The sequence below is a fragment of the Streptomyces sp. NPDC027185 genome (assembly GCF_055567035.1).
In genome coordinates this window covers 191437-211608 of the sequence record NZ_JBVHRF010000002.1, presented here as the reverse complement: position 1 = coordinate 211608, position 20172 = coordinate 191437, and the positions used below count along the sequence as shown (strand labels likewise).

The following is a 20172-nucleotide window of genomic DNA, read 5'->3' as shown; positions in this document are numbered from 1 at the left end:
ATCGTGGAGGTGCCCCATGCTGGGTCCCGTGCTTCTCGCCGCCGCGCGCAGCGACAGCATCCGCCGCATCGTCGCGGCCGCTCCGATCACCCGCCCGGTGGTCGACCGATTCGTCGCCGGTGAACGGCTCGACCAGTCGATGGCCGTCGTGCGGTCGCTGGCCGCACGGGGGATGGAGGTCACCCTCGACCACCTCGGCGAGGACATCACCGACCCCTCCGAGGCGCTCCGCAACCGCGACGCCTACCTCCGGCTGACCGAGGCGCTCTCCGAGCAGAACCTCGGCACCAAGGCCGAGATGTCGGTCAAGCTCTCGGCCTTCGGCCAGGCGCTGACCGGCGGCCACGAACTGGCCCTGAAGAACGTCCTCCCGGTGGTCGAGGCCGCCGCCGAGGCCGGTACGACGGTGACCCTCGACATGGAGGACCACACCACCGTCGACTCCACCCTCGCGATCCTCGCGGAGCTGCGCGAGCGCTTCCCGCAGACCGGCGCCGTCGTCCAGTCCTACCTCTTCCGTACCGAGGACGACTGCCATGCGCTGGCCGGCGAGGGCTCCCGGGTCCGGCTGGTCAAGGGCGCCTACAAGGAGCCCGCGACCGTCGCCTTCCAGGACAAGCGTGAGGTCGACAAGGCGTATGTGCGCTGTCTGAAGATCCTCATGGCGGGCGACGGGTACCCGATGATCGGCTCCCACGACCCGCGGATGGTCGCCATCGGCCAGGACCTCGCCCAGCGCAACGGCCGCAAGCCCGGCGACTACGAGTTCCAGATGCTCTACGGCATCCGCGAGGCCGAGCAGGAGCGCCTCGTCGCCGAGGGCCACCGGATGCGCGTCTACATCCCGTACGGCACCGACTGGTACGGCTACTTCATGCGGCGCCTCGCCGAGCGCCCCGCCAACCTGGCCTTCTTCCTCCGGTCGCTCGCCACCCGCGGCTGACGGCCCCGGACGGGCCGGCGCGGGTGGATGCTGGAGGGTGGGGCAGGTGCCCCACCGCAGCGCCCGCGCCGCCCACCCGCAGCGGCCGCGCCGCTCGCACCACGATGAAAACCGACGTCGAAACGAAGGAGACACGGCCGTCATGGACGCTGTGACCCACGTCCCCGCCCCGTACAACGAGCCGGTGCACGGCTACGCCCCCGGCTCCCCCGAGCGGGCGCGCCTGGAGGCCAAGCTCAAGGAGCTCGCCGGTAACCCCATCGAGCTGCCGATGACCATCAACGGCGTCAAGCGGATGGGCGGCGGCGAGCGCTTCGACGTCGTGCAGCCGCACAACCACAAGGCCGTCATCGGCACCTACGCGAACGCCACCAAGGCCGACGCGCAGGAGGCCGTCGACGCCGCCCTGGCCGCCGCCCCGGCGTGGCGCGCGATGTCCTTCGACGACCGCGCCGCGATCCTGCTGAAGGCCGCCGACCTGCTGTCCGGCCCGTGGCGCGAGACCATCGCCGCCTCGACGATGCTGGGCCAGTCGAAGACCGCCCAGCAGGCCGAGATCGACGCGCCCTGTGAGCTCGTCGACTTCTGGCGCTTCAACGTGCACTTCGCCCGGGAACTGCTCCAGGAGCAGCCCCCCATCCAGCCGAACGGCGTGTGGAACCGTCTGGACCACCGCCCGCTGGAGGGCTTCGTCTACGCGATCACGCCCTTCAACTTCACCGCCATCGCCGGCAACCTGCCGACCGCCCCGGCGCTCATGGGCAACGTCGTCGTGTGGAAGCCGTCCCCGACGCAGACCCACTCGGCGATCCTGCTGATGGAGCTGCTGGAGGAGGCGGGTCTGCCCAAGGGCGTCATCAACCTCGTCACCGGTGACGGCAAGGAGGTCTCCGAGGTCGCGCTGCCGCACCCGGAGCTGGCCGGCGTCCACTTCACCGGCTCGACCGCCACCTTCCAGTACCTGTGGAAGGCCGTCGGCGAGAACATCACCAACTACCGCTCCTACCCGCGTCTGGTCGGCGAGACCGGCGGCAAGGACTTCATCGTCGCCCACCCGACCGCCGACCCGGCGATCCTCAAGACCGCCATCACCCGTGGCGCCTTCGAGTACCAGGGCCAGAAGTGCTCCGCGGCCTCCCGCGCCTACGTCGCCCGCTCCACCTGGGAGGGCGGTCTGAAGGACGCGCTGGTCGCCGAGGTCGACGGCCTCGCCATGGGTGACGTCACCGACCTGTCGAACTTCATCGGCGCCGTCATCGACGACCGTTCGTTCGCCAAGAACAAGGCCGCCATCGACCGCGCCAAGGCCGACCCGACCTGCGAGATCGTCGCCGGTGGCACCTACGACGACTCGGTCGGCTACTTCGTCCGCCCGACCGTCATCGCCTGCTCGGACCCGGAGAACGAGGTCTTCAAGACCGAGTACTTCGGCCCGATCATCGCCGTCCACGTCTACGAGGACGCCGACTTCGACAAGACGGTCGAGCAGATGGAGTCCGCGTCGGCCTACGCGCTGACCGGCGCCGTCCTCGCCAAGGACCGGGAGGTCGTCGCCGAGGTCTCCGAGAAGCTCCGCTTCGCGGCCGGCAACTTCTACATCAACGACCGCCCGACCGGCTCCATCGTCGGTCAGCAGCCCTTCGGCGGCGGCCGTGCCTCCGGCACCAACGACAAGGCCGGCTCGAAGTTCAACCTGCTGCGCTGGATGTCCCCGCGCGCCATCAAGGAGACGATGGTCGCCCCGACGGACTACCGCTACCCGCACATGGGCTGACTCCCCGAACACCGGGTGGTGCCCTGCACACCCCGGTGGTCACCGGCCTGCGACCTCCCCCCAGTGCGCCGGTGACCCGCGGTTTCCTGCCGCACGAAACGCCCTCGGCCCGACCGGCCGGGGGCGTTTCGCGTGGAGGGGCAGGCGGTCAGGAGACCCGCGGCGGACCGGTGACCCCGCCGCCGAGCACGAAACCCTTGGCGGGCCCTTCCGGTACGGCGACCTCGGCGCCGTAGGGCCTGCGGAACGAGTCGGCGTAGGTGCCCTTCTCCGGGCAGGGGGAGGTGAGCACGGTGACGGTGCCCTGCTCGTCGAAGTCGTCGATGAGGACGTACACGGGGATCCCGGCGCGGGCGTACGCGGCACGCTTACGGATCCGGTCCCGGGTCACACCGTCATGCCCGGGGGAGACGACCGCGGCGATCAGCGCCACGGCCGATGCCCGCAGCCCGATGCCGTCGTCGGTGACGTGCGCGTCGGCGTCCTCGGGCGCGATGACCAGGTCGGGGATCCAGACCTTGCGGCCGTGGACGATGTTGATGTCCTGATAGGCGGCGTACGGGCTCTCGGCCAGATGCACGTCCAGGGCACGGCGCAGCCGGTTGACGATCCGGGCGTGTGCGTAACGTCCGGTGGGCGACACCTCGATGAACCCTTCGATGATCTCGGCGTGGAAGCCCTCGGGGAGTTCCATGGCTTTCCATGCCTGCCACAGGACCTCGTCCAGATCGGGTCCGGGCATCGTGTCGGGCGCCCCGCGCGAGAGAGCGGTCATGGTGCAGCACCTCCTCCTGAAGTGTGGGCGGGCTCGGCCCGGTGGCACAAGCGACGCCACGACCGTTGGGCGGCGGCCGTGAGGGGCCGGCCGGAACGGACCACGTTCACCGGGCCGTGTGAACCGGTGGCCCGACCTCTGACGATCCCGCGGGGCGGCGGGGCGCCGGCAAAAGCATCCGGACGGCCTCCGCGCCCCCGCCGTCTCAGATAGTAGGAAGACCAAGTAATTGTGCAGACATCACGGCAGCGCTCGCCTAGCGTTGTAGGAGCCGAACGAATCGCTCCCATCGGGCGATGGCGGATGCGGCCCGTGCGTGAGGGCAGGTGACCCCTGCCGTGCCGGGCTCCCGCCCTTCCGGCCTTCCGATCGACGTGACCCTTTCCGCCCGGGTGTTCCGGGCCGTTTCTCGGGGCTTAGGCATTGGAGACGTGAATCATGGCCGAGACCGCTGTCCGCAGGACCCGTCACTCCGTCCGCCGTACCGATGAGGCCGACCGCAAGAACGCGGCGGCCGCCCTCCAGCGCGCCCTCGACCGCCGTGACAACGGCGGCGTGACCGGGCACTGAGCCCCCGCGGCGGGGGGTGGCCGCTCCGGTCGCGCCCCGCCGTGTGTCCGTACGGCCTCTGTGATCGGGGCCGCGTGGACACCGTTCTCGTGTCCCGTCGAGACAAATGTCCCGACGGGACACTTTGGGTGTACGGTGGCGGTATGAGCGCGGAGGAGAGCGGAAACGGGGCGCGGGACGATCGGCGGGTGCGCAGGTCGCGCCGGACCCGGGAGGCGCTGGCGCAGGCCGCCCTGGAGCTGGTGCTCGGCCGCGGGCTGCGGGAGGTCGGTGTCGAGGACATCGCCGAGCGCGCCGACGTCGCCCGGCGGACCTTCAGCCGCTACTTCACCGGCAAGGAAGAGGCCGTCGCCGACTGCATCCGTGCCGACGCCGACCGCATCAACGACGCCCTGCGCGCCCGGCCCGCGGCCGAACCGCCGCTCGCCGCCTACCGCGCCGCCGTGCGCCACTGGGTCACCGACCCCGCGCACCCCGCCTGGCACCGCCGTCCGCACGTCTTCGCCCTGCTCACCCTCGCCGAGCGGGAGCCGACGCTCTACGCCGCGCTCCAGCACGCCCGGGTCGCCGCCCAGGAGGACTCGGTGGCGATCCTGGCCGCGCGGATGGGCTGTGACCCGGCCACCGATCTGCGGCCCGCCGTACTCGTCGGCGCCGGGGCGGGCGCCCTGGTCGCCGCCCAGCACGCCTGGGTCCGCGGCGGCGAACTCGCCGCCCTGCCCGCACTCGTCGAGCGCGCCTTCGCCGCCCTGGCCGACGCGCTCGCCCCCGCCGCCCCGGCGGCACCCACCGGGGAGCCCGACCGGCTCCCGCACCATCACGAAGGACCCGACCGGGAGCCCTGAGAACCAGGGCCCGCCACGGTCCACCAAGGATCTGAGCACATGCAGCAGCACAGCGCCCCCGCCGTCGTCGCCGACGAGTTCGCCGGGAAGGCGGCGCTGATCACCGGCGGCGCCTCCGGTATCGGCCTGGCCGTCGCCCGCCGTCTGGTCCGCGGCGGCGCCGCCGTCGTCCTCGCCGACTTCGACGTGGCGAAGGCCCGCGCCGCCGCCGCGGAGCTGACCGCGGACGGCGCCCGCGCCGCGGCCGTCGCCGTCGACGTCACCGACGCGGACTCCGTCGCCGCGGCCGTCGGCTTCACCGTCGAGACGTACGGCAGCCTCGATCTGGCGGTCAACAACGCCGGGATCAGCGGGCCGTCGGCGCCCACCGGGGCGTACGACGTCGACGCGTACCACAAGGTCATCGACACCAACCTCAACGGCGTCTTCCACTCGCTCCGGCACGAGCTGCCGGTGATGGCGGCCGCGGGGCGCGGGGCGATCGTCAACATGGCCTCGATCCTGGGGACCAACGGCTTCGCCGGATCGCCCGCGTACGTCGCCGCCAAGCACGGTGTCGTCGGTCTCACCAAGACCGCCGCCCTCGAATACGCCGACCGCGGCATCCGGATCAACGCCGCGGGACCCGGCTTCATCGACACCCCGCTGCTGGCCCACACCGACCCCGAGGGCCGCGCGCACCTGGTCTCGCTGCACCCCGCGGGGCGGCTGGGCACCGCCGAGGAGGTCGCCGAGCTGACCGCCTTCCTGCTGTCCGACCGCGCGTCGTTCATCAACGGCAGCTACCACCTCGTGGACGGTGGGTACTCCGCGCGCTGACCGCGGCGCCGGCTCGGGGGAGTCGGGGGACCTCGGGGGACCTTTCGGGACACAGCGAGAGAAGAGCGTGGGATGAAGGCCGTTCAATACCGTGAAGTCGGCGGAGCGCCGCAGGTCGTCACCGTTCCCGATCCCGAGCCGGGACCGGGACAGGTGCTGCTGGAGATGACCGCCGCCGGGGTGTGCCACTCCGACATCGCCGTGATGGGGATGCCCGCCGAGGCGCTGCGCTTCCCGCTGCCGCTCACCCTCGGGCACGAGGGCGTCGGCACCGTCGCCGCGCTGGGCGCGGGCGTCGCCGGACTCACCGTCGGCGAGCCGGTCGCGGTCTACGGACCGTGGGGCTGCGGCACCTGCGCGGCGTGCGCCGAGGGCCGGGAGAACTACTGCCACCGCGCCGCCGGGCTGGGCATTTTCCCGCCCGGACTGGGCGCGCCCGGCGCCATGGCGGAGTACATGGTGGTCGACGACCCGCGCCATCTGGTGCCGCTCGGCGGGCTCGACCCGGTCGCGGCGGTGCCGCTGACCGACGCCGGGCTGACGCCGTACCACGCCGTCAAGCGGTCGCTGCCGAAGCTGGTGCCGGGCTCGACCGCGGTGGTCATCGGCGCCGGGGGGCTGGGGCACGTCGCGATCCAGCTGCTGCGGGCGATGACCGCCGCGCACGTCATCGCGCTGGACGTCACCGAGGAGAAGCTGGCGCTGGCCCGCGAGGTCGGGGCGCACGAGACGCTGCGCTCCGACGACCGTGCCGCCGCCGCGGTCCGCGAGCGGACCGGCGGGCTCGGCGCCCAGGTGGTGCTGGACTTCGTGGGGGCGCCGCCGACCGCCGCCGCTGCCGGGGCGATGGCCGCGCCGGAGGCGGACGTCACGATCGTCGGGCTGGGCGGTGGCGCGCTGCCGGTCGGCTTCGGCACCACCGCGTACGAGGTGTCGGTCTGCGCGCCGTACTGGGGCAGCCGGGCGGAGCTGGCGGAGGTGCTGGCGCTGGCCCGCGCCGGTGCGGTCACGGTCCACACCGAGACGTTCGGTATCGACGAGGCGCCGCTCGCCTACGAGCGGCTGCACCGGGGGACGATCAACGGCCGGGCGGTGATCCTCCCCCGGGGCTGAGCCGGGGCTACCGCACCACCTCGAAGTGGTCGATGCGCTCACCGGATTCGGCGAGTGCGGTGACCTTCATCGTGGGCCGGTGGCCGGGGACGACCTCGACGGCGAGGAAGGAGAAGCCGGTGTAGCGCACCCGCGACCACTCGGCGGTCTCCTTCGCCTTCGTGCGGTCCTTCGTCCAGTGGTAGGTGTCCACGTGGTCGAGGTCCTCGGTGTGGCCCTCGTAGCTGTCCGGGACGGGGAAGTCGTAGAGCGCCCGGCCCGCGCCGCCGGCGGTGACGTAGACGATGCCCTCGCGGCGCGGGTCCACCCGCTCGCCCGGGGGCATCTTCTTCGTCACCCGGCCGCCCTTGAGGGCGTCGGTGCGCTCGTAGACGTGGTTGTGGCCGTTGACGACGAGGTCGACGCGGTGTTTGTCGAAGAGCGGCAGCCAGGCGTCGCGGACCCCGCCGTCGGAGGCGTGCGCGTTGGTGGTGGAGTACGCGCAGTGGTGGAAGAAGACCACGACGAAGTCGATGCCGGGGGCAGCGCGCAGCTCGCCGAGGCGCCGGTCGAGCCAGCGGGTCTGGCGGCCACCGGTGTAGCCCTGGTTGGCGGGGATCTCGTACGAGACGTCGTTGGCGTCGAGGGCGACGACGGCGGTGTTGCCGTAGACGAAGGAGTAGACGCCGGGTGCCTGCTCGGGGTCGGGGCCGTTGTCCGGCAGGGTCCAGCGGGCGCTCTGGCCGCCGTAGCCGTGCGGGGAGTACCACGCCTCCATGTCGTGGTTGCCGGTCGTCACCATCCACGGCACGGACTTCGCCACCGACTCGGTCTGGGCGAGGAACTGATACCACACCCGCGCGTCGTAGGTGTCGTGCTCGGAGCCCTGGCCGTCCGGGTCGGCGTAGCAGATGTCGCCGGCGTGCAGGTGGAAGGCGGGGTTCTGGCCCAGGATGAGCTGGTCGTTGGCGAGCGCGTGGTAGCTGACGCCCTGGTCGCCGAAGGCGGTGAAGACGAACCGCTCGGCGCGCGCCGGGGCGGTGCGGAAGGTGCCGACGGTCGAGAAGTGGCGCGCGTCGGCCGGGTCGAAGCCGTTGTGGCCGACGCCGTAGTAGTACGTGGTCCCCGGGCGCAGCCCGTCCAGCGCCGCGTGGAGGTAGAACTGGTCGACGGCGGGCAGCTTCGCCGACAGCGACGGGGTGTGCAGGTCGCGGACCTCCGCCCGGATCTTGCGGCCCAGGTCCCAGGGCTTGAGCCCGACGCGCAGGTACGGCCGCCGCACCGCGAACGGCACCTGCCAGGAGACCCGCATCTGCGTCGTGGGATCGGCGCTGAACGCCAGGTGGCGGGCGAACGGGGCGACCAGCGCACCGTCCACCGGCGAGGTGGCGTGCGAGGTGAGCAGCGTCGGGGTGGCGGCGGGCGCGGCGTGTGCCGAGCCGGTGAGCAGTCCGCCGCCGGCGACGGCTCCGGCGGTCACCGCGGAGGAGCGCAGCAGACCGCGGCGGGTCAGCTTCGACCGCAGGTACGCGTGCTGCTCGGGCATGCTCATCCGGGCCGCGAGCCGTTCCGGGATCCCCACGCGCGGCAGGTGCGAGGGCTGGGGGGCGCTCCCCCGGGAGTCTCCAGTCATGGGGCCGAATGTCCCAGCGCGACCCGTCCGCGGCGGGTCGCGGAGGTGAACGGCGGCTGACCGGCTCCCCATCTGTCCGTATGGCGGACGGTGCGTGTCAACGGATGGGACGAAGAGTAGGGTCCAGGCATGTCTCGCAGCATTCGCCTCGCAGTGATCCCCGGTGACGGTATCGGCCAGGAGGTCGTGGCCCAGGGCCTCAAGGTCCTGACCGCCGTCCTCCCGCAGGACGTCAAGCTGGAAACCAAGGAGTACGACCTTGGTGCCAAGCGCTGGCACGCGACCGGTGACACCCTCCCCGACGAGGAGCTGGCGGCGCTCAAGGAGCACGACGCGATCCTCCTGGGCGCGATCGGCGACCCGTCCGTCCCCTCCGGGGTGCTGGAGCGCGGACTGCTGCTCAAGCTCCGCTTCGCCTTCGACCACTTCGTGAACCTGCGGCCGTCGAAGCTCTTCCCCAACACCGCGTCGCCGCTGGCCGGACGCCCCGAGATCGACTTCGTCGTGGTCCGCGAGGGCACCGAGGGCCCCTACACCGGCAACGGCGGCAGCCTGCGCACCGGCACCCCGGCCGAGGTCGCCACCGAGGTCAGTGTCAACACCGCGTACGGCGTGGAGCGGGTCGTCCGGGACGCGTTCGAGCGGGCGAACGCCCGGCCGCGCAAGAAGCTGACGCTGGTCCACAAGAACAACGTCCTGGTCCACGCCGGCCACATGTGGAAGAAGATCTTCGACAGGGTCGCCGCGGAGTACCCCGAGGTCACCACCGACTATCTGCACGTCGACGCCGCGACGATCTTCTTCGTCACGCAGCCCGAGCGGTTCGACGTCATCGTCACCGACAACCTCTTCGGCGACATCCTCACCGACCTCGCCGCGGCCGTCACCGGCGGCATCGGCCTCGCCGCCTCCGGGAACATCAACCCGACCGGTGAGTTCCCCTCGATGTTCGAGCCGGTCCACGGCTCCGCGCCGGACATCGCCGGCACCGGCAAGGCCGACCCGACCGCCACGATCCTCTCGGTCGCCCTGCTCCTGCGCCACCTCGGCCACGACGCCGAGGCCGTCCGGATCGAGGAGGCGGTCGCCGCCGACCTGGAGTCCCGCGACGGCACGGCCCGCACCACCGACGAGATCGGTGACGCGCTCGCCGCGCGAGTAGCGGGCTGACGCCCGCGCCGTACCGCACCACGGAGCGCCGGGCCGGGAAGGCCCGGCGCTTTCGTCTCTGATTTCCCGTGTACGTACCACCGGTTCGCCGGCCTCCAGGCCGGTGGCCGGTCCGCACCGGCGCGTGCCGGCCCACCGGACCCGCGCACGCCCGTTCCGCGCTCGGACACCCACGAGCGATAATCGGACATGGACCGCCGGCCGCGACGACGAGGCGCCCCTGGCGACAGGGACCACCCCCCGCCCGGGTCGCGCGGCCGTACCAACCGCACCGGTGCCGCACCCCGAGCACCCCCGGCCCCGCCCGCCGGGCCGCCCGGCTCCGGAAAACGCAGCGAAGGACACCTTCATGACGACGCCCACGATCGAACTCAAGCCCTCTGCCAACCCGCTGTCCGACGCCGAGCGGGAGCAGATCCTTTCGGCCCCCGGCTTCGGCCGGCACTTCACCGATCACATGGTGACGATCCGGTGGACGGAGGGCCGCGGCTGGCACGACGCGCAGCTCGTGCCGTACGCGCCGCTCTCCGTGGACCCGGCGAACATGACCCTGCACTACGCGCAGACGATCTTCGAGGGGCTGAAGGCGTACCGCCGTCCCGACGGCAGCGTGGCCACGTTCCGGCCGGACGCCAACGCCCGCCGTTTCCAGGACTCCGCGCGCCGGCTGGGTATGCCCGAGCTGCCGGTCGAGACGTTCATCGCCGCCTGTGACGCGCTGGTCGCCCAGGACAAGGCGTGGGTGCCCGCCTCCGGTGAGGCCTCGCTCTACCTGCGGCCCTTCATGATCGCCAGCGAGGTGGGGCTGGGGGTCCGGCCCGCCAACGAGTACCTCTTCATCATCATCGCCTCGCCTGCGGGCGCCTACTTCCCCGGTGGCGTGAAGCCGGTGTCGGTGTGGCTGTCGAAGGAGTACGTCCGCGCGGTGCCCGGCGGCACCGGCGCCGCCAAGACCGGCGGCAACTACGCCGCCTCGCTGGTCGCCCAGGCCCAGGCCGCCGAGCAGGGCTGTGACCAGGTCGTCTGGCTGGACGCGATCGAGCGCCGCTGGATCGAGGAGATGGGGGGCATGAACCTCTACTTCGTCTTCGGCAACCGCATCGTCACCCCGGAGCTGACCGGTTCGCTGCTGCCCGGCATCACCCGCGCCTCGCTGCTGACCATCGCCGCCGATCTGGGGTACGAGGTCGCCGAGGGCCGGATCAGCGTGGAGGACTGGAAGGCGGGCGCCGCCGACGGTTCGCTCACCGAGGTCTTCGCCTGCGGCACCGCCGCCGTGATCACCCCGGTCGGCTCGGTGAAGTCCGCCGACGGCGCCTGGGACGTGGCCGACGGGCAGCCCGGTGAGGTCACCATGAAGCTCCGCAAGGCGCTGCTGGACATCCAGACCGGTGCCGCCCCCGACCCGCACGGCTGGATGCACCCCCTCGGCTGATCCGCCGCCGCCCGCGTCCGCGAACGGGCCGCCACCCCGCACGGGTGGCGGCCCGTTCCGCGTTTCCGGCCCCGCCCGACGCGAGATTTTTTTAGAGCGCTGATCAATGATGCGGACCGCCGTTGTTGCTGGCCCCCGCCGCCTCGTGCACGCGGGCTCTTCCGTATCGCGCGTCCCAGAGTTAGAGTGCTGCTCAAATCGAGCTGGAGGTGTGAGGATGCGGCTGACCCCGACGGAACGCGACCGGCTGCTGCTGTTCGGCGCCGCCGAACTGGCGCGGGCGCGCCGGGCCCGCGGGGTGCGGCTGAACGTCCCCGAGGCGACCGCGCTGATCGCGGACGCGGTCTGCGAGGCGGCCCGCGACGGCCGCCGCCTCGCCGAGGCCGTCGAGGCGGGGCGCTCCGTCCTCGGGCCGGACGACGTGCTGCCCGGTGTCGCCGACGTCGTCACCGAGGTGCACGTCGAAGCGGTCTTCGACGACGGGTCCCGGCTCGCGGTGGTCAGCGACCCGATCCGCGGCGCGGTGCCCGACCCGCACGGCCCCGGCGCCGTCCTGCCCGGTCCGGCGGACCCGGAGCCGGAACCGGCGCTGCGGCTCACCGTCCGCAACACCGCGGCGGTGCCGGTCAGCGTCACCTCGCACTTCCACTTCTTCGAGGCCAACCCCCGGCTCGACTTCGACCGCGCCGCCGCCTACGGCATGCGGCTCTGCGTCCCCGCCGGATCGTCGGTGCGGTTCGACCCCGGCGCCGCCGCCGAGGTCGCGCTGGTGCCGATCGGCGGCGACCGCGTCGCGATCGGCTTCGCCGGACTCGTCGACGGGCCGCTGGACGCGCCGGGGGCGAAGGGCGAAGCGCTGCGGCGGGCGCGGGCCTGCGGCTACCTGGGAGCGGAAGGACGGCGATGACCGCCATGACCGGTATGGACCCCCACGAGTACGCGTCGGTGCACGGCCCGCGCGCCGGCGACCGCGTCGTTCTCGGCGACACCGGGCTCGTCGTCCGGGTCACCTCCGACGCCCAGAAGCCCGGCGACGAATTCCTCGCCGGCTTCGGCAAGACCGCCCGCGACGGACTCCACCTCAAGGCCGCGGCCGTCCGCGACACCTGCGACATCGTGATCAGCAACGTCCTGGTCATCGACGCCGTCCAGGGCATCCGCAAGGTGTCCATCGGCATCCGCGAGGGACGGATCGCCGCCATCGGACGGGCCGGGAACCCGGACACCCTCGACGGGGTGGACGTCGTCGTCGGCACCGGCACCACCATCGTCTCCGGCGAGGGGCTGATCGCCACCGCCGGCGCCGTCGACACCCACGTCCACCTGCTCTCGCCGCGGGTGATGGAAGCCTCCCTCGCCTCCGGCGTCACCACCATCATCGGCCAGGAGTTCGGGCCGGTCTGGGGCGTCGGCGTCAACTCACCGTGGGCGCTGGGCCGGGCGTTCGGCGCGTTCGACGCCTGGCCGGTCAACATCGGCTTCCTGGGCCGCGGTTCGTCCTCCGGCGCGGCGCCGCTGGTCGAGGCGCTGGCCGAGGGCGGCGCCTGCGGCTTCAAGGTCCACGAGGACATGGGCGCCCACACCCGCGCCCTGGACACCGCGCTGCGCGTCGCCGAGGAACACGACGTGCAGGTCGCGCTGCACAGCGACGGGCTGAACGAATGTCTCTCCGTCGAGGACACCCTCGCCGTCCTGGAGGGCCGCACCATCCACGCCTTCCACATCGAGGGCTGCGGCGGCGGACACGTCCCCAACGTCCTGAAGATGGCGGGCGTACCGAACGTCATCGGCTCCTCCACCAACCCCACGCTGCCCTTCGGACGGGACGCCGTCGCCGAGCACTACGGCATGATCGTCTCCGTCCATGACCTCAAGACCGACCTGCCCGGCGACGCCGCCATGGCCCGCGACCGCATCCGCGCCGGGACGATGGGCGCCGAGGACGTCCTCCACGACCTCGGCGCGATCGGCATCACCTCCTCCGACGCGCAGGGCATGGGGCGCGCCGGGGAGACCGTCCGCCGCACCTTCGCGATGGCCGGGAAGATGAAGGCGGAGCTGGGCCCCCTCGACGGCGACGGACCGCACGACGACAACGCCCGCGTCCTGCGCTACATCGCCAAACTGACCCTCAACCCCGCCATCGCCCACGGTCTGGCACACGAGATCGGGTCGATCGAGACCGGCAAGATGGCGGACATCGTGCTCTGGCAGCCGCGGTTCTTCGGCGCCAAACCGCAGCTCGTCCTGAAGTCCGGCTTCCCCGCGTACGGCGTCACCGGCGATCCGAACGCCGCCACCGACACCTGCGAACCGCTCGTGCTGGGCCCGCAGTTCGGCGCGCACGGCGCCGCACCCGCGGAGCTGTCCGTCGCCTTCGTCTCCGCCGCCGCGGCCGAGGCGGGCGGCGACCATCTGCCCACCCGCCGCCGCCGGGTCGCCGTCCGCGGCACCCGCGGCATCGGCCCCGCCGACCTCGTCCACAACTCCCGGATCGGTCAGGTGCAGGTCGACGCCGGCTCCGGTCTGGTCACCCTCGACGGCGAGACGATGCGCTCCGATCCGGCCGACTCCGTCTCCCTCTCCCGCCTGTACTTCCTGTGAGCCGCCGGGGCGGACGCCGCGCCCCGGCGCCCGCCCCGGGGACGTCCGCGAGGCACCGCCCGCCCCCGAACACCGAGGACCCCGTATGAACACCCCCGCCGCCGACGGCTTCCGTATGCCTCCCGAGTGGGCGCCGCACGCGCGCACCTGGATGGCCTGGCCCGGCGCCAACGCCACCTTCGGCGAGGAGGGCGGCGACACGCTCCGCGCCGCGCGCCACGCCTGGGCCGAGGTCGCCCGCGCCGTACGCCGCTTCGAGCCGGTCACCGTCGTCGCCGCGCCCGCCGCCGCCCCCGGCGCCCGCGCCCTGCTCGGCCCGGACATCGACGTCACCGAGGCGGAGCTGGACGACGCCTGGATGCGCGACATCGGCCCCACCTTCCTCACCGACGGCGCGGGCCGCCTCGGCGCCACCGACTGGACCTTCAACGGCTGGGGCGCCCAGGACTGGGCCCGCTGGGAGCGCGACGCGCGGATCGGCGCCCGCGTCGCGGACCTGGCCGGCGCGCGTACATACCCGTCGTCGCTGGTCAACGAGGGCGGTGGGCTGCACGTCGACGGTGCGGGCACCGTCCTGCTCACCGAGACCGTGCAGCTCGACCCGGACCGCAACCCCGGCCGCACGAAGGAGGACGTGGAGGCGGAGATCCACGCCCATCTCGGCACCACGAAGGCGATCTGGCTGCCGCGCGGACTGACCGCCGACTACGGCCGGTTCGGCACCCGCGGCCATGTCGACATCGTCGCCGCGTTCGCCCGCCCCGGCACCGTCCTCGTCCACAGCCAGCCCGACCCGGCCCACCCCGACCACACCGTCGGCAAGGAGATCGCCGAACTGCTGCGCGCGGCCACCGACGCCCGCGGGCGCCGCCTGGAGGTCATCGAGGTCGACGCGCCGACCGTCATCGAGGAGGACGGCGCACTCGTCGATCACTCCTACCTCAACCACTACCTCTGCAACGACGGCGTCGTCCTCTGTGCCTTCGACGACCCGCGCGACGAGGAGGCCGCCGCCCTCTTCCGGCGCCTCTTCCCCGACCGCACCGTCACCCTCGTCGACGCCCGCACCATCTTCGCGGCGGGGGGCGGCATCCACTGCATCACCCAGCAGCAGCCGCGCCCCTGACCGACGCCGCGGGGACGGCGGACCGCCGCCGTCCCTTAGGGTCCTTCCGTCACCCCGCCGACCCCGGAGGCCCCCGTGTCCGACGCCGCCCGCCGCCCCCGGCGCCGGCTCAGCCGACCCCGCGAACAGGTCCTCGCCGCCGCGATGGCCACCATCGCCGCCCGGGGCCTCGCGGGCCTGACGATGGCGGGGCTGGGCCGCGAGGTCGGCATGAGCAGCGGCCACATCCTGTACTACTTCGGCACCAAGGACGAGCTGCTGCTCCAGACCCTGAGCTGGAGCGAGGAGCAGCTCGGCGCCGAGCGCCGCGCCGCCCTCGCCCGCCGCGTCCCGGTCCGCGAACGCCTCGACGCGCTCGTGGACCTCTACCTCCCCGACGGCCCCGGCGATCCGCGCTGGACGCTCTGGCTGGAGGTCTGGAACCGCACCCGTACCGCCGACGACGCGGCCCGCGAGCGCCAGCTCGACCTCGAACTGGCCTGGCACCGCGACCTCGTCGCCCTCCTCGTCGAAGGCGTCTGTGACGGCACCTTCCGCCCCGTCGACGCCGAACGCCTCGCCACCCGGATCCGCGCCCTCCTCGACGGCTTCGCCACCCACCTCGTCGTCGGCCTGCCGGGCACCGGCCTCGCCGCCGTCCGCGCGCACGTGGCGGAATTCCTCGACGAGGCGCTCACCCCGTAGCCGACGGCCCCGGCTCCACCCCCGCCGGGTGCGCCCGGCCGCCCGGCGCCTGTGACCACAACGTACTCAAGTACGCGGGATCGTTGCGGCCGCCGCTCTTGCCGAGCGGCCGCCGGTCGGCGACCGTGATCGGCTATGGGGTCAGCACAGTGGAAGAAGATCTGGGTCGGCTCGGCCGGGAACATGGTCGAGTGGTTCGACTGGTTCGTGTACGCCAGCTTCGCGGTGTACTTCGCGGACGCGTTCTTCCCCAAGGGGAACGACACCGCCAACCTCATGAACACCATGGGGATCTTCGCGGTCGGCTTCTTCCTGCGCCCCGTCGGCGGCTGGCTGCTCGGCCGGGTCGGTGACCGCAAGGGCCGCAAGGCGGCGCTCACCCTGACCGTCACCCTGATGTCCGCCTCCGCCGTCCTCATCGCGGTGGCCCCCACCTACGCCACCGCCGGCTACGGCGGCGTCGCCGTCCTGCTGCTCGCCCGGATGCTCCAGGGCCTCTCCGTCGGCGGCGAGTACGCGGCCAGCGCCACCTACCTCACCGAGGCGTCCGCCCCCGGCCGCCGCGGCTTCGCCTCCAGCTTCCAGTACGTGTCGATGACCGCCGGCCAGCTCCTCGGCCTCGGCCTCCAGATCGTCCTCCAGCGCACCATGTCCGACGCGGCGCTGCACAGCTGGGCCTGGCGGATCCCGTTCATCATCGGTGCGCTCGGCGCCGGCATCGTCTTCTACCTGCGCCGCAACATGCTGGAGACCGAGGTCTACGCCGCCGACGAGGACGCCGCCGCCGACCCCGACCGCGGCACCCTCAAGGCGCTGCTGGCCCACAAGCGCGAGGCGTTCCTCGTCATCGCGCTGACCATGGGCGGTACCGTGGCGTACTACACGTACACGACGTACCTCACCAAGTACCTCTCGGGCAGCGCCGGGATGGAGAAGTCCACGGCGTCGCTGGTGAGTTTCTGCGCGCTCTTCCTCTTCATGTGTCTGCAGCCGTTCGCCGGGTGGCTCTCCGACCGGATCGGCCGCCGCCCGCTGCTGATCACCTTCGCGGTCGGTTCGACGTTCCTGACCGTGCCGATCATGACGCTGCTGCGGCACGCCGGTTCCTTCTGGCCCGCGCTCGGCCTGTCGCTGCTGGCACTGGTCATCGTCACCGGCTACACCTCCATCAACGCCTGTGTGAAGGCCGAGCTGTTCCCCACCGGCATCCGCGCCCTCGGCGTCGCCCTGCCGTACGCCATCGCCAACGCCCTCTTCGGCGGCACCGCGGAGTACGTCGCCCTCTGGTTCAAGAACGCCGGCCGGGAGTCCGGCTTCTACTGGTACGTCGCCGGGTGCGCCGCGGTCTCCCTCGTCGTCTACCTGACGATGCGCGAGACCCGCACCATCGACCTGCACCGCGTCGGCAAGGACGACGCGGCGGACGAACCGGCCACCGCTCCCGCCTGACCCGCCCCACCGGGCCGGACCCAGCCGTCCGGCCCGCCCCGCACCACGGCGCCCGTACGACCCCCTGAGCGGCGGACGCCCTGCCCCGACGCACCCGGGGCCGGTCCCCCCGAGCCGGCCCCACGCCGTCGGCCGGCCGGCGGCGGCCCCCTCCCCGGGCCGCCGCCGGACCGCGGTACGCGGGGGCGGCGCCGGCCGGCTCCGGAGCCCGGACCCGCGCCCGGCCCGCGCGGAGCGGCCCGCCCCGCGCCCGCATCGTGAGACCGCTTACCCCGCGCCGCCCGCCTCGTGCCAGACTGCCCCCGTGCTCTCGTTCGCCACCCAGCAGGGGCTCGGGGATCGTTCCCCGGAATGTCTCAGCATTGGCAGCAGGCGCGCCGGTCCGCAGTGACCGCCCCGTACCTACCGTGTACGGCGCGGCCCTCGTCGTCCCAGACCCGCGCGCAGACCTCTCGCACCCGCGAGGGGTTTTTTCGTTTCCGGCCCCACCCGGCCCGGAAGGCGGAGCGCGAGGGAACATGGAGGGGCGGTGGAGCCGGTCATTCCGGTAGACCGAGATCCCGACAGGAGCCAGACCAGCATGACGGACGCACCCTCAGCCCCGGCGTCACCCGGACCCCGCCCCGCGGGCGCGGTCCCCGACGACTTCCACGTCTTCGACACCACGCTGCGCGACGGCGCCCAGCGCGAGGGCATCAACCTCACCGTCGCCGACAAGCTCACCCTCGCCCGCCACCTGGACGACTACGGCGTCGGCTTCATCGAGGGCGGCTGGCCCGGCGCCAACCCCCGCGACACCGAGTTCTTCCAGCGCGCCCGCGCCGAGATCGACTTCCGCCACGCCCAGCTCGTCGCGTTCGGCGCCACCCGTAAGGCCGGGGTCCGCGTCGAGGACGACCCGCAGGTCGCCGCCCTCCTGGAGTCCGGCGCCCCGGTCGTCACGCTGGTCGCCAAGTCCCACCTCGGCCATGTCGAACTGGCGCTGCGCACCACGCCCGAGGAGAACCTCGCGATGGTCGCGGACACCGTCCGGTACCTGCGCGCGCAGGGCCGCCGGGTCTTCCTCGACTGCGAGCACTTCTTCGACGGCTACGCCCTGGACGCCGCCTACGCCAAGCAGGTCGTCAAGACCGCGAGCGAGGCGGGCGCGGACGTCGTCGTCCTCTGCGACACCAACGGCGGGATGCTGCCCGCGCAGGTCGCCGCCGTCGTCCGCACCGTCCTCGCCGACACCGGCGCGCGGCTGGGCATCCACGCCCAGGACGACACCGGCTGCGCCGTCGCCAACACCCTCGCCGCGGTGGACGCCGGCGCCACCCACGTCCAGTGCACCGCCAACGGCTACGGCGAGCGGGTCGGCAACTCCAACCTCTTCCCCGTCGTCGCCGCGCTGGAGCTGAAGTACGGCCGCGCCGTGCTGCCGCCCGGCAAGCTCGCCGAGACCACCCGGATCTCGCACGCCGTCGCCGAGGTCGTCAACCTCACGCCCGGCACCCACCAGCCGTACGTCGGTGTCTCGGCCTTCGCGCACAAGGCGGGGCTGCACGCCTCCGCGATCAAGGTCGATCCGGACCTGTACCAGCACATCGACCCGGCGCTGGTCGGCAACACCATGCGGATGCTCGTCTCCGACATGGCCGGCCGCGCCTCGATCGAGCTGAAGGGCAAGGAGCTGGGGATCGACCTCGGCGGCGACCGGGAGCTGGTCGGCCGGGTCGTCGAGCGGGTCAAGGAACGCGAACTGGCGGGCTACACCTACGAAGCCGCCGACGCCTCCTTCGAGCTGCTGCTCCGCGACGAACTGGCGCGCGGCGGGGCGCGGGGGAGGGCCGCGCGGTTCTTCCGTACCGAGTCCTGGCGGGCGATCGTCGAGGACCGCCCGGACGGCTCGCACGCCAACGAGGCGACGGTGAAGCTGTGGGCGAAGGGCGAGCGGATCGTCGCCACCGCCGAGGGCAACGGCCCGGTCAACGCCCTGGACCGGGCGCTCCGCGTCGGTCTGGAGCGGATCTACCCGCAGCTCGCCCGGATCGAGCTGGTCGACTACAAGGTCCGCATCCTGGAGGGCCGTCAGGGCACCGGCTCCATCACCCGTGTGCTGATCTCCTCCACCGACGGCAACGGCGAGTGGTCCACGGTCGGCGTCGCCGAGAACGTCATCGCCGCCTCCTGGCAGGCGCTCGACGACGCCTACGCGTACGGGCTGCTGCGCGCCGGGGTGGAGCCGCAGGAGTAATCCGCCGCACCCGCGCCGCGGCCCCGCGTCCGGCCCTCGCAAGGGGCCGCGCGCGGGGCCGTGGGGTGCGGGGGAGCGGCGCTCAGGCGGCGTTCTTGACCGCGGAGATGTCGAAGGTGAGCTTGACCTTGTCGCTGACCATCACGCCACCCGCCTCCAGCGCGGCGTTCCAGGTCAGGCCCCACTCGGAGCGCAGGATCTCGGTGGCGCCCTCGAAGCCGACGCGCTCGGCGCCGTAGACGTCGGTGGCGGCGCCCTGGAACTCCAGGTCGAGGCTGAGCGACCGGGTGACGTCCTTGATCGTCAGGTCGCCGGTGACGCGGAAGCGGTCGGCGGCACTCTGCTCGACGGCGGTGGAGCGGAAGGTCATCAGGGGGAACGCCGCGGAGTCGAAGAAGTCCCCGCCGCGCAGGTGGGCGTCGCGGTCGCCGATGCCGGTGTCGACGCTCTCCGTCCGGATGTCCAGCGCCGCGGTGGAGCGGCCCGGCTCGGAACCGTCGAGGTGCAGCCGCCCCTCGTACGCGCCGAACGCGCCGCGGACGTTGGTGACCATGGCGTGGCGCACCGCGAAACCGATGCGGCTGTGGGCCGGGTCGATGGTGTAGTCGCCGGTCAGCGCGGCGAGGGCCGGGTCCGCCGGGACGAGGGCGGGGGCGGCGGGGGCTTCGGCGCGCTTGCGGGTGAACAGAGCCATGGCTCCTCCTCGAAGAAGTTGTTTAACGTTCAACGAGAGTGACTGTAGCCCGGTCTTGTTCAATATTCAACATGTTGGGTCCGAGGGTGCGGATGCGGGGCGGGGCGGGTCCGGCGGCGCGGATGCGGGCGCGGGCTCGGGGCGGGGTGCGGGGGTCCGCCCCGCCTCTTCCTTCTCGCCCGTCCCGCCCGTTACCTCCCGTTCCGTGGTGTTCTTGTCGTCTCCCTCGCCTCGTGCTAGACCGACGCTCCACCCGTCAACTGGACCGCACCGCACGCCGGTTGAACGGACTCGGGCCCCCGCGCTGCCTTCGGCCGCCCGCC

Annotated in this window: 17 protein-coding genes; 14 read left to right on the top strand and 3 right to left on the bottom strand. The window is 72.8% G+C overall.

The genetic code is table 11. From position 1 onward, the window contains the following. The first annotated feature begins 16 nt into the window (after positions 1 to 16). Both ACZ4M8_RS06205 and pruA read left to right on the top strand, forming a co-directional pair. On the top strand, positions 17 to 943 hold the full coding sequence (locus ACZ4M8_RS06205) for a proline dehydrogenase family protein (protein ID WP_467603764.1): 927 nt from the start codon (positions 17 to 19) through the stop codon (positions 941 to 943). Positions 944 to 1085: 142 nt separating this feature from the next. Further along, a complete protein-coding gene (pruA, locus tag ACZ4M8_RS06200; RefSeq protein ID WP_467603763.1) occupies positions 1086 to 2717 on the top strand; it encodes an L-glutamate gamma-semialdehyde dehydrogenase in 1632 nt (543 codons plus the stop codon). Positions 2718 to 2865: 148 nt separating this feature from the next. On the opposite strand, the gene ACZ4M8_RS06195 is transcribed toward pruA, so the two are convergent. Beyond that, positions 2866 to 3492, bottom strand: a complete 627-nt coding sequence (locus ACZ4M8_RS06195; RefSeq protein WP_467603762.1) for a Uma2 family endonuclease — start codon at positions 3490 to 3492, stop codon at positions 2866 to 2868. A 438-nt stretch (positions 3493 to 3930) separates the two neighbouring features. Here ACZ4M8_RS06195 and ACZ4M8_RS06190 point away from each other — a divergent pair, with 438 nt between their 5' ends. The 4 genes from ACZ4M8_RS06190 (at position 3931) to ACZ4M8_RS06175 (ending at position 6839) form a co-directional block, all read left to right on the top strand. After that, positions 3931 to 4062 carry a hypothetical protein gene (locus ACZ4M8_RS06190; protein ID WP_467603759.1) on the top strand — a complete coding sequence of 44 codons (132 nt, stop codon included), beginning with the start codon at positions 3931 to 3933 and terminating at the stop codon, positions 4060 to 4062. 143 nt (positions 4063 to 4205) lie between these two features. Next, positions 4206 to 4907 (top strand): TetR/AcrR family transcriptional regulator, encoded by a 702-nt coding sequence (locus tag ACZ4M8_RS06185; protein ID WP_467603758.1) that lies wholly within the window; start codon positions 4206 to 4208, stop codon positions 4905 to 4907. 39 nt (positions 4908 to 4946) lie between these two features. Then, positions 4947 to 5726: an SDR family NAD(P)-dependent oxidoreductase gene (locus ACZ4M8_RS06180; protein ID WP_467603756.1), complete on the top strand. Its 780-nt coding sequence runs from the start codon at positions 4947 to 4949 to the stop codon at positions 5724 to 5726. Positions 5727 to 5798: 72 nt separating this feature from the next. Beyond that, positions 5799 to 6839 carry an NAD(P)-dependent alcohol dehydrogenase gene (locus ACZ4M8_RS06175; RefSeq protein WP_467603754.1) on the top strand — a complete coding sequence of 347 codons (1041 nt, stop codon included), beginning with the start codon at positions 5799 to 5801 and terminating at the stop codon, positions 6837 to 6839. A gap of 7 nt (positions 6840 to 6846) precedes the next feature. On the opposite strand, the gene ACZ4M8_RS06170 is transcribed toward ACZ4M8_RS06175, so the two are convergent. Then, entirely contained in the window at positions 6847 to 8451 is a 1605-nt protein-coding gene (locus ACZ4M8_RS06170; RefSeq protein WP_467603753.1) for a purple acid phosphatase family protein, read from the bottom strand. Between the two features lie 129 nt (positions 8452 to 8580). On the opposite strand from ACZ4M8_RS06170, the gene ACZ4M8_RS06165 reads away from it, so the two are divergent. The 8 genes from ACZ4M8_RS06165 (at position 8581) to cimA (ending at position 19155) form a co-directional block, all read left to right on the top strand. Continuing rightward, positions 8581 to 9621, top strand: coding sequence for a 3-isopropylmalate dehydrogenase (locus ACZ4M8_RS06165; protein ID WP_467603750.1), 1041 nt, complete (start codon positions 8581 to 8583; stop codon positions 9619 to 9621). A gap of 349 nt (positions 9622 to 9970) precedes the next feature. Further along, positions 9971 to 11056: a branched-chain amino acid aminotransferase gene (locus tag ACZ4M8_RS06160; protein ID WP_467603748.1), complete on the top strand. Its 1086-nt coding sequence runs from the start codon at positions 9971 to 9973 to the stop codon at positions 11054 to 11056. 217 nt (positions 11057 to 11273) lie between these two features. Beyond that, entirely contained in the window at positions 11274 to 11963 is a 690-nt protein-coding gene (ureA, locus tag ACZ4M8_RS06155; protein WP_467603746.1) for an urease subunit gamma, read from the top strand. Between the two features lie 5 nt (positions 11964 to 11968). Continuing rightward, positions 11969 to 13660, top strand: a complete 1692-nt coding sequence (locus tag ACZ4M8_RS06150; RefSeq protein ID WP_467605264.1) for an urease subunit alpha — start codon at positions 11969 to 11971, stop codon at positions 13658 to 13660. An 85-nt stretch (positions 13661 to 13745) separates the two neighbouring features. After that, positions 13746 to 14786 (top strand): agmatine deiminase family protein, encoded by a 1041-nt coding sequence (locus ACZ4M8_RS06145; protein ID WP_467603744.1) that lies wholly within the window; start codon positions 13746 to 13748, stop codon positions 14784 to 14786. Between the two features lie 75 nt (positions 14787 to 14861). Next, positions 14862 to 15470, top strand: coding sequence for a TetR/AcrR family transcriptional regulator (locus tag ACZ4M8_RS06140; protein ID WP_467603742.1), 609 nt, complete (start codon positions 14862 to 14864; stop codon positions 15468 to 15470). Positions 15471 to 15605: 135 nt separating this feature from the next. Next, on the top strand, positions 15606 to 16919 hold the full coding sequence (locus tag ACZ4M8_RS06135; protein WP_467603741.1) for an MFS transporter: 1314 nt from the start codon (positions 15606 to 15608) through the stop codon (positions 16917 to 16919). Positions 16920 to 17499: 580 nt separating this feature from the next. Next, the gene (gene cimA, locus ACZ4M8_RS06130) at positions 17500 to 19155 is read left to right on the top strand and encodes a citramalate synthase (RefSeq protein WP_399085378.1); all 1656 of its coding nucleotides are present in this window, start codon (positions 17500 to 17502) and stop codon (positions 19153 to 19155) included. A gap of 82 nt (positions 19156 to 19237) precedes the next feature. Here cimA and ACZ4M8_RS06125 read toward each other — a convergent pair whose 3' ends face one another. Beyond that, positions 19238 to 19849, bottom strand: coding sequence for a YceI family protein (locus ACZ4M8_RS06125; RefSeq protein WP_467603739.1), 612 nt, complete (start codon positions 19847 to 19849; stop codon positions 19238 to 19240). Positions 19850 to 20172: the final 323 nt, after the last annotated feature.

Bases quoted from the DNA above. Each gene is read 5' to 3' on its own strand.
- ACZ4M8_RS06205 (WP_467603764.1), top strand. From the start codon at position 17: ATGCTGGGTCCCGTGCTTCTCGCCGCCGCGCGCAGCGACAGCATCCGC.
- pruA (WP_467603763.1), top strand. From the start codon at position 1,086: ATGGACGCTGTGACCCACGTCCCCGCCCCGTACAACGAGCCGGTGCAC.
- ACZ4M8_RS06195 (WP_467603762.1), bottom strand. From the start codon at position 3,492: ATGACCGCTCTCTCGCGCGGGGCGCCCGACACGATGCCCGGACCCGAT.
- ACZ4M8_RS06190 (WP_467603759.1), top strand. From the start codon at position 3,931: ATGGCCGAGACCGCTGTCCGCAGGACCCGTCACTCCGTCCGCCGTACC.
- ACZ4M8_RS06185 (WP_467603758.1), top strand. From the start codon at position 4,206: ATGAGCGCGGAGGAGAGCGGAAACGGGGCGCGGGACGATCGGCGGGTG.
- ACZ4M8_RS06180 (WP_467603756.1), top strand. From the start codon at position 4,947: ATGCAGCAGCACAGCGCCCCCGCCGTCGTCGCCGACGAGTTCGCCGGG.
- ACZ4M8_RS06175 (WP_467603754.1), top strand. From the start codon at position 5,799: ATGAAGGCCGTTCAATACCGTGAAGTCGGCGGAGCGCCGCAGGTCGTC.
- ACZ4M8_RS06170 (WP_467603753.1), bottom strand. From the start codon at position 8,451: ATGACTGGAGACTCCCGGGGGAGCGCCCCCCAGCCCTCGCACCTGCCG.
- ACZ4M8_RS06165 (WP_467603750.1), top strand. From the start codon at position 8,581: ATGTCTCGCAGCATTCGCCTCGCAGTGATCCCCGGTGACGGTATCGGC.
- ACZ4M8_RS06160 (WP_467603748.1), top strand. From the start codon at position 9,971: ATGACGACGCCCACGATCGAACTCAAGCCCTCTGCCAACCCGCTGTCC.
- ureA (WP_467603746.1), top strand. From the start codon at position 11,274: ATGCGGCTGACCCCGACGGAACGCGACCGGCTGCTGCTGTTCGGCGCC.
- ACZ4M8_RS06150 (WP_467605264.1), top strand. From the start codon at position 11,969: ATGACCGGTATGGACCCCCACGAGTACGCGTCGGTGCACGGCCCGCGC.
- ACZ4M8_RS06145 (WP_467603744.1), top strand. From the start codon at position 13,746: ATGAACACCCCCGCCGCCGACGGCTTCCGTATGCCTCCCGAGTGGGCG.
- ACZ4M8_RS06135 (WP_467603741.1), top strand. From the start codon at position 15,606: ATGGGGTCAGCACAGTGGAAGAAGATCTGGGTCGGCTCGGCCGGGAAC.
- cimA (WP_399085378.1), top strand. From the start codon at position 17,500: ATGACGGACGCACCCTCAGCCCCGGCGTCACCCGGACCCCGCCCCGCG.
- ACZ4M8_RS06125 (WP_467603739.1), bottom strand. From the start codon at position 19,849: ATGGCTCTGTTCACCCGCAAGCGCGCCGAAGCCCCCGCCGCCCCCGCC.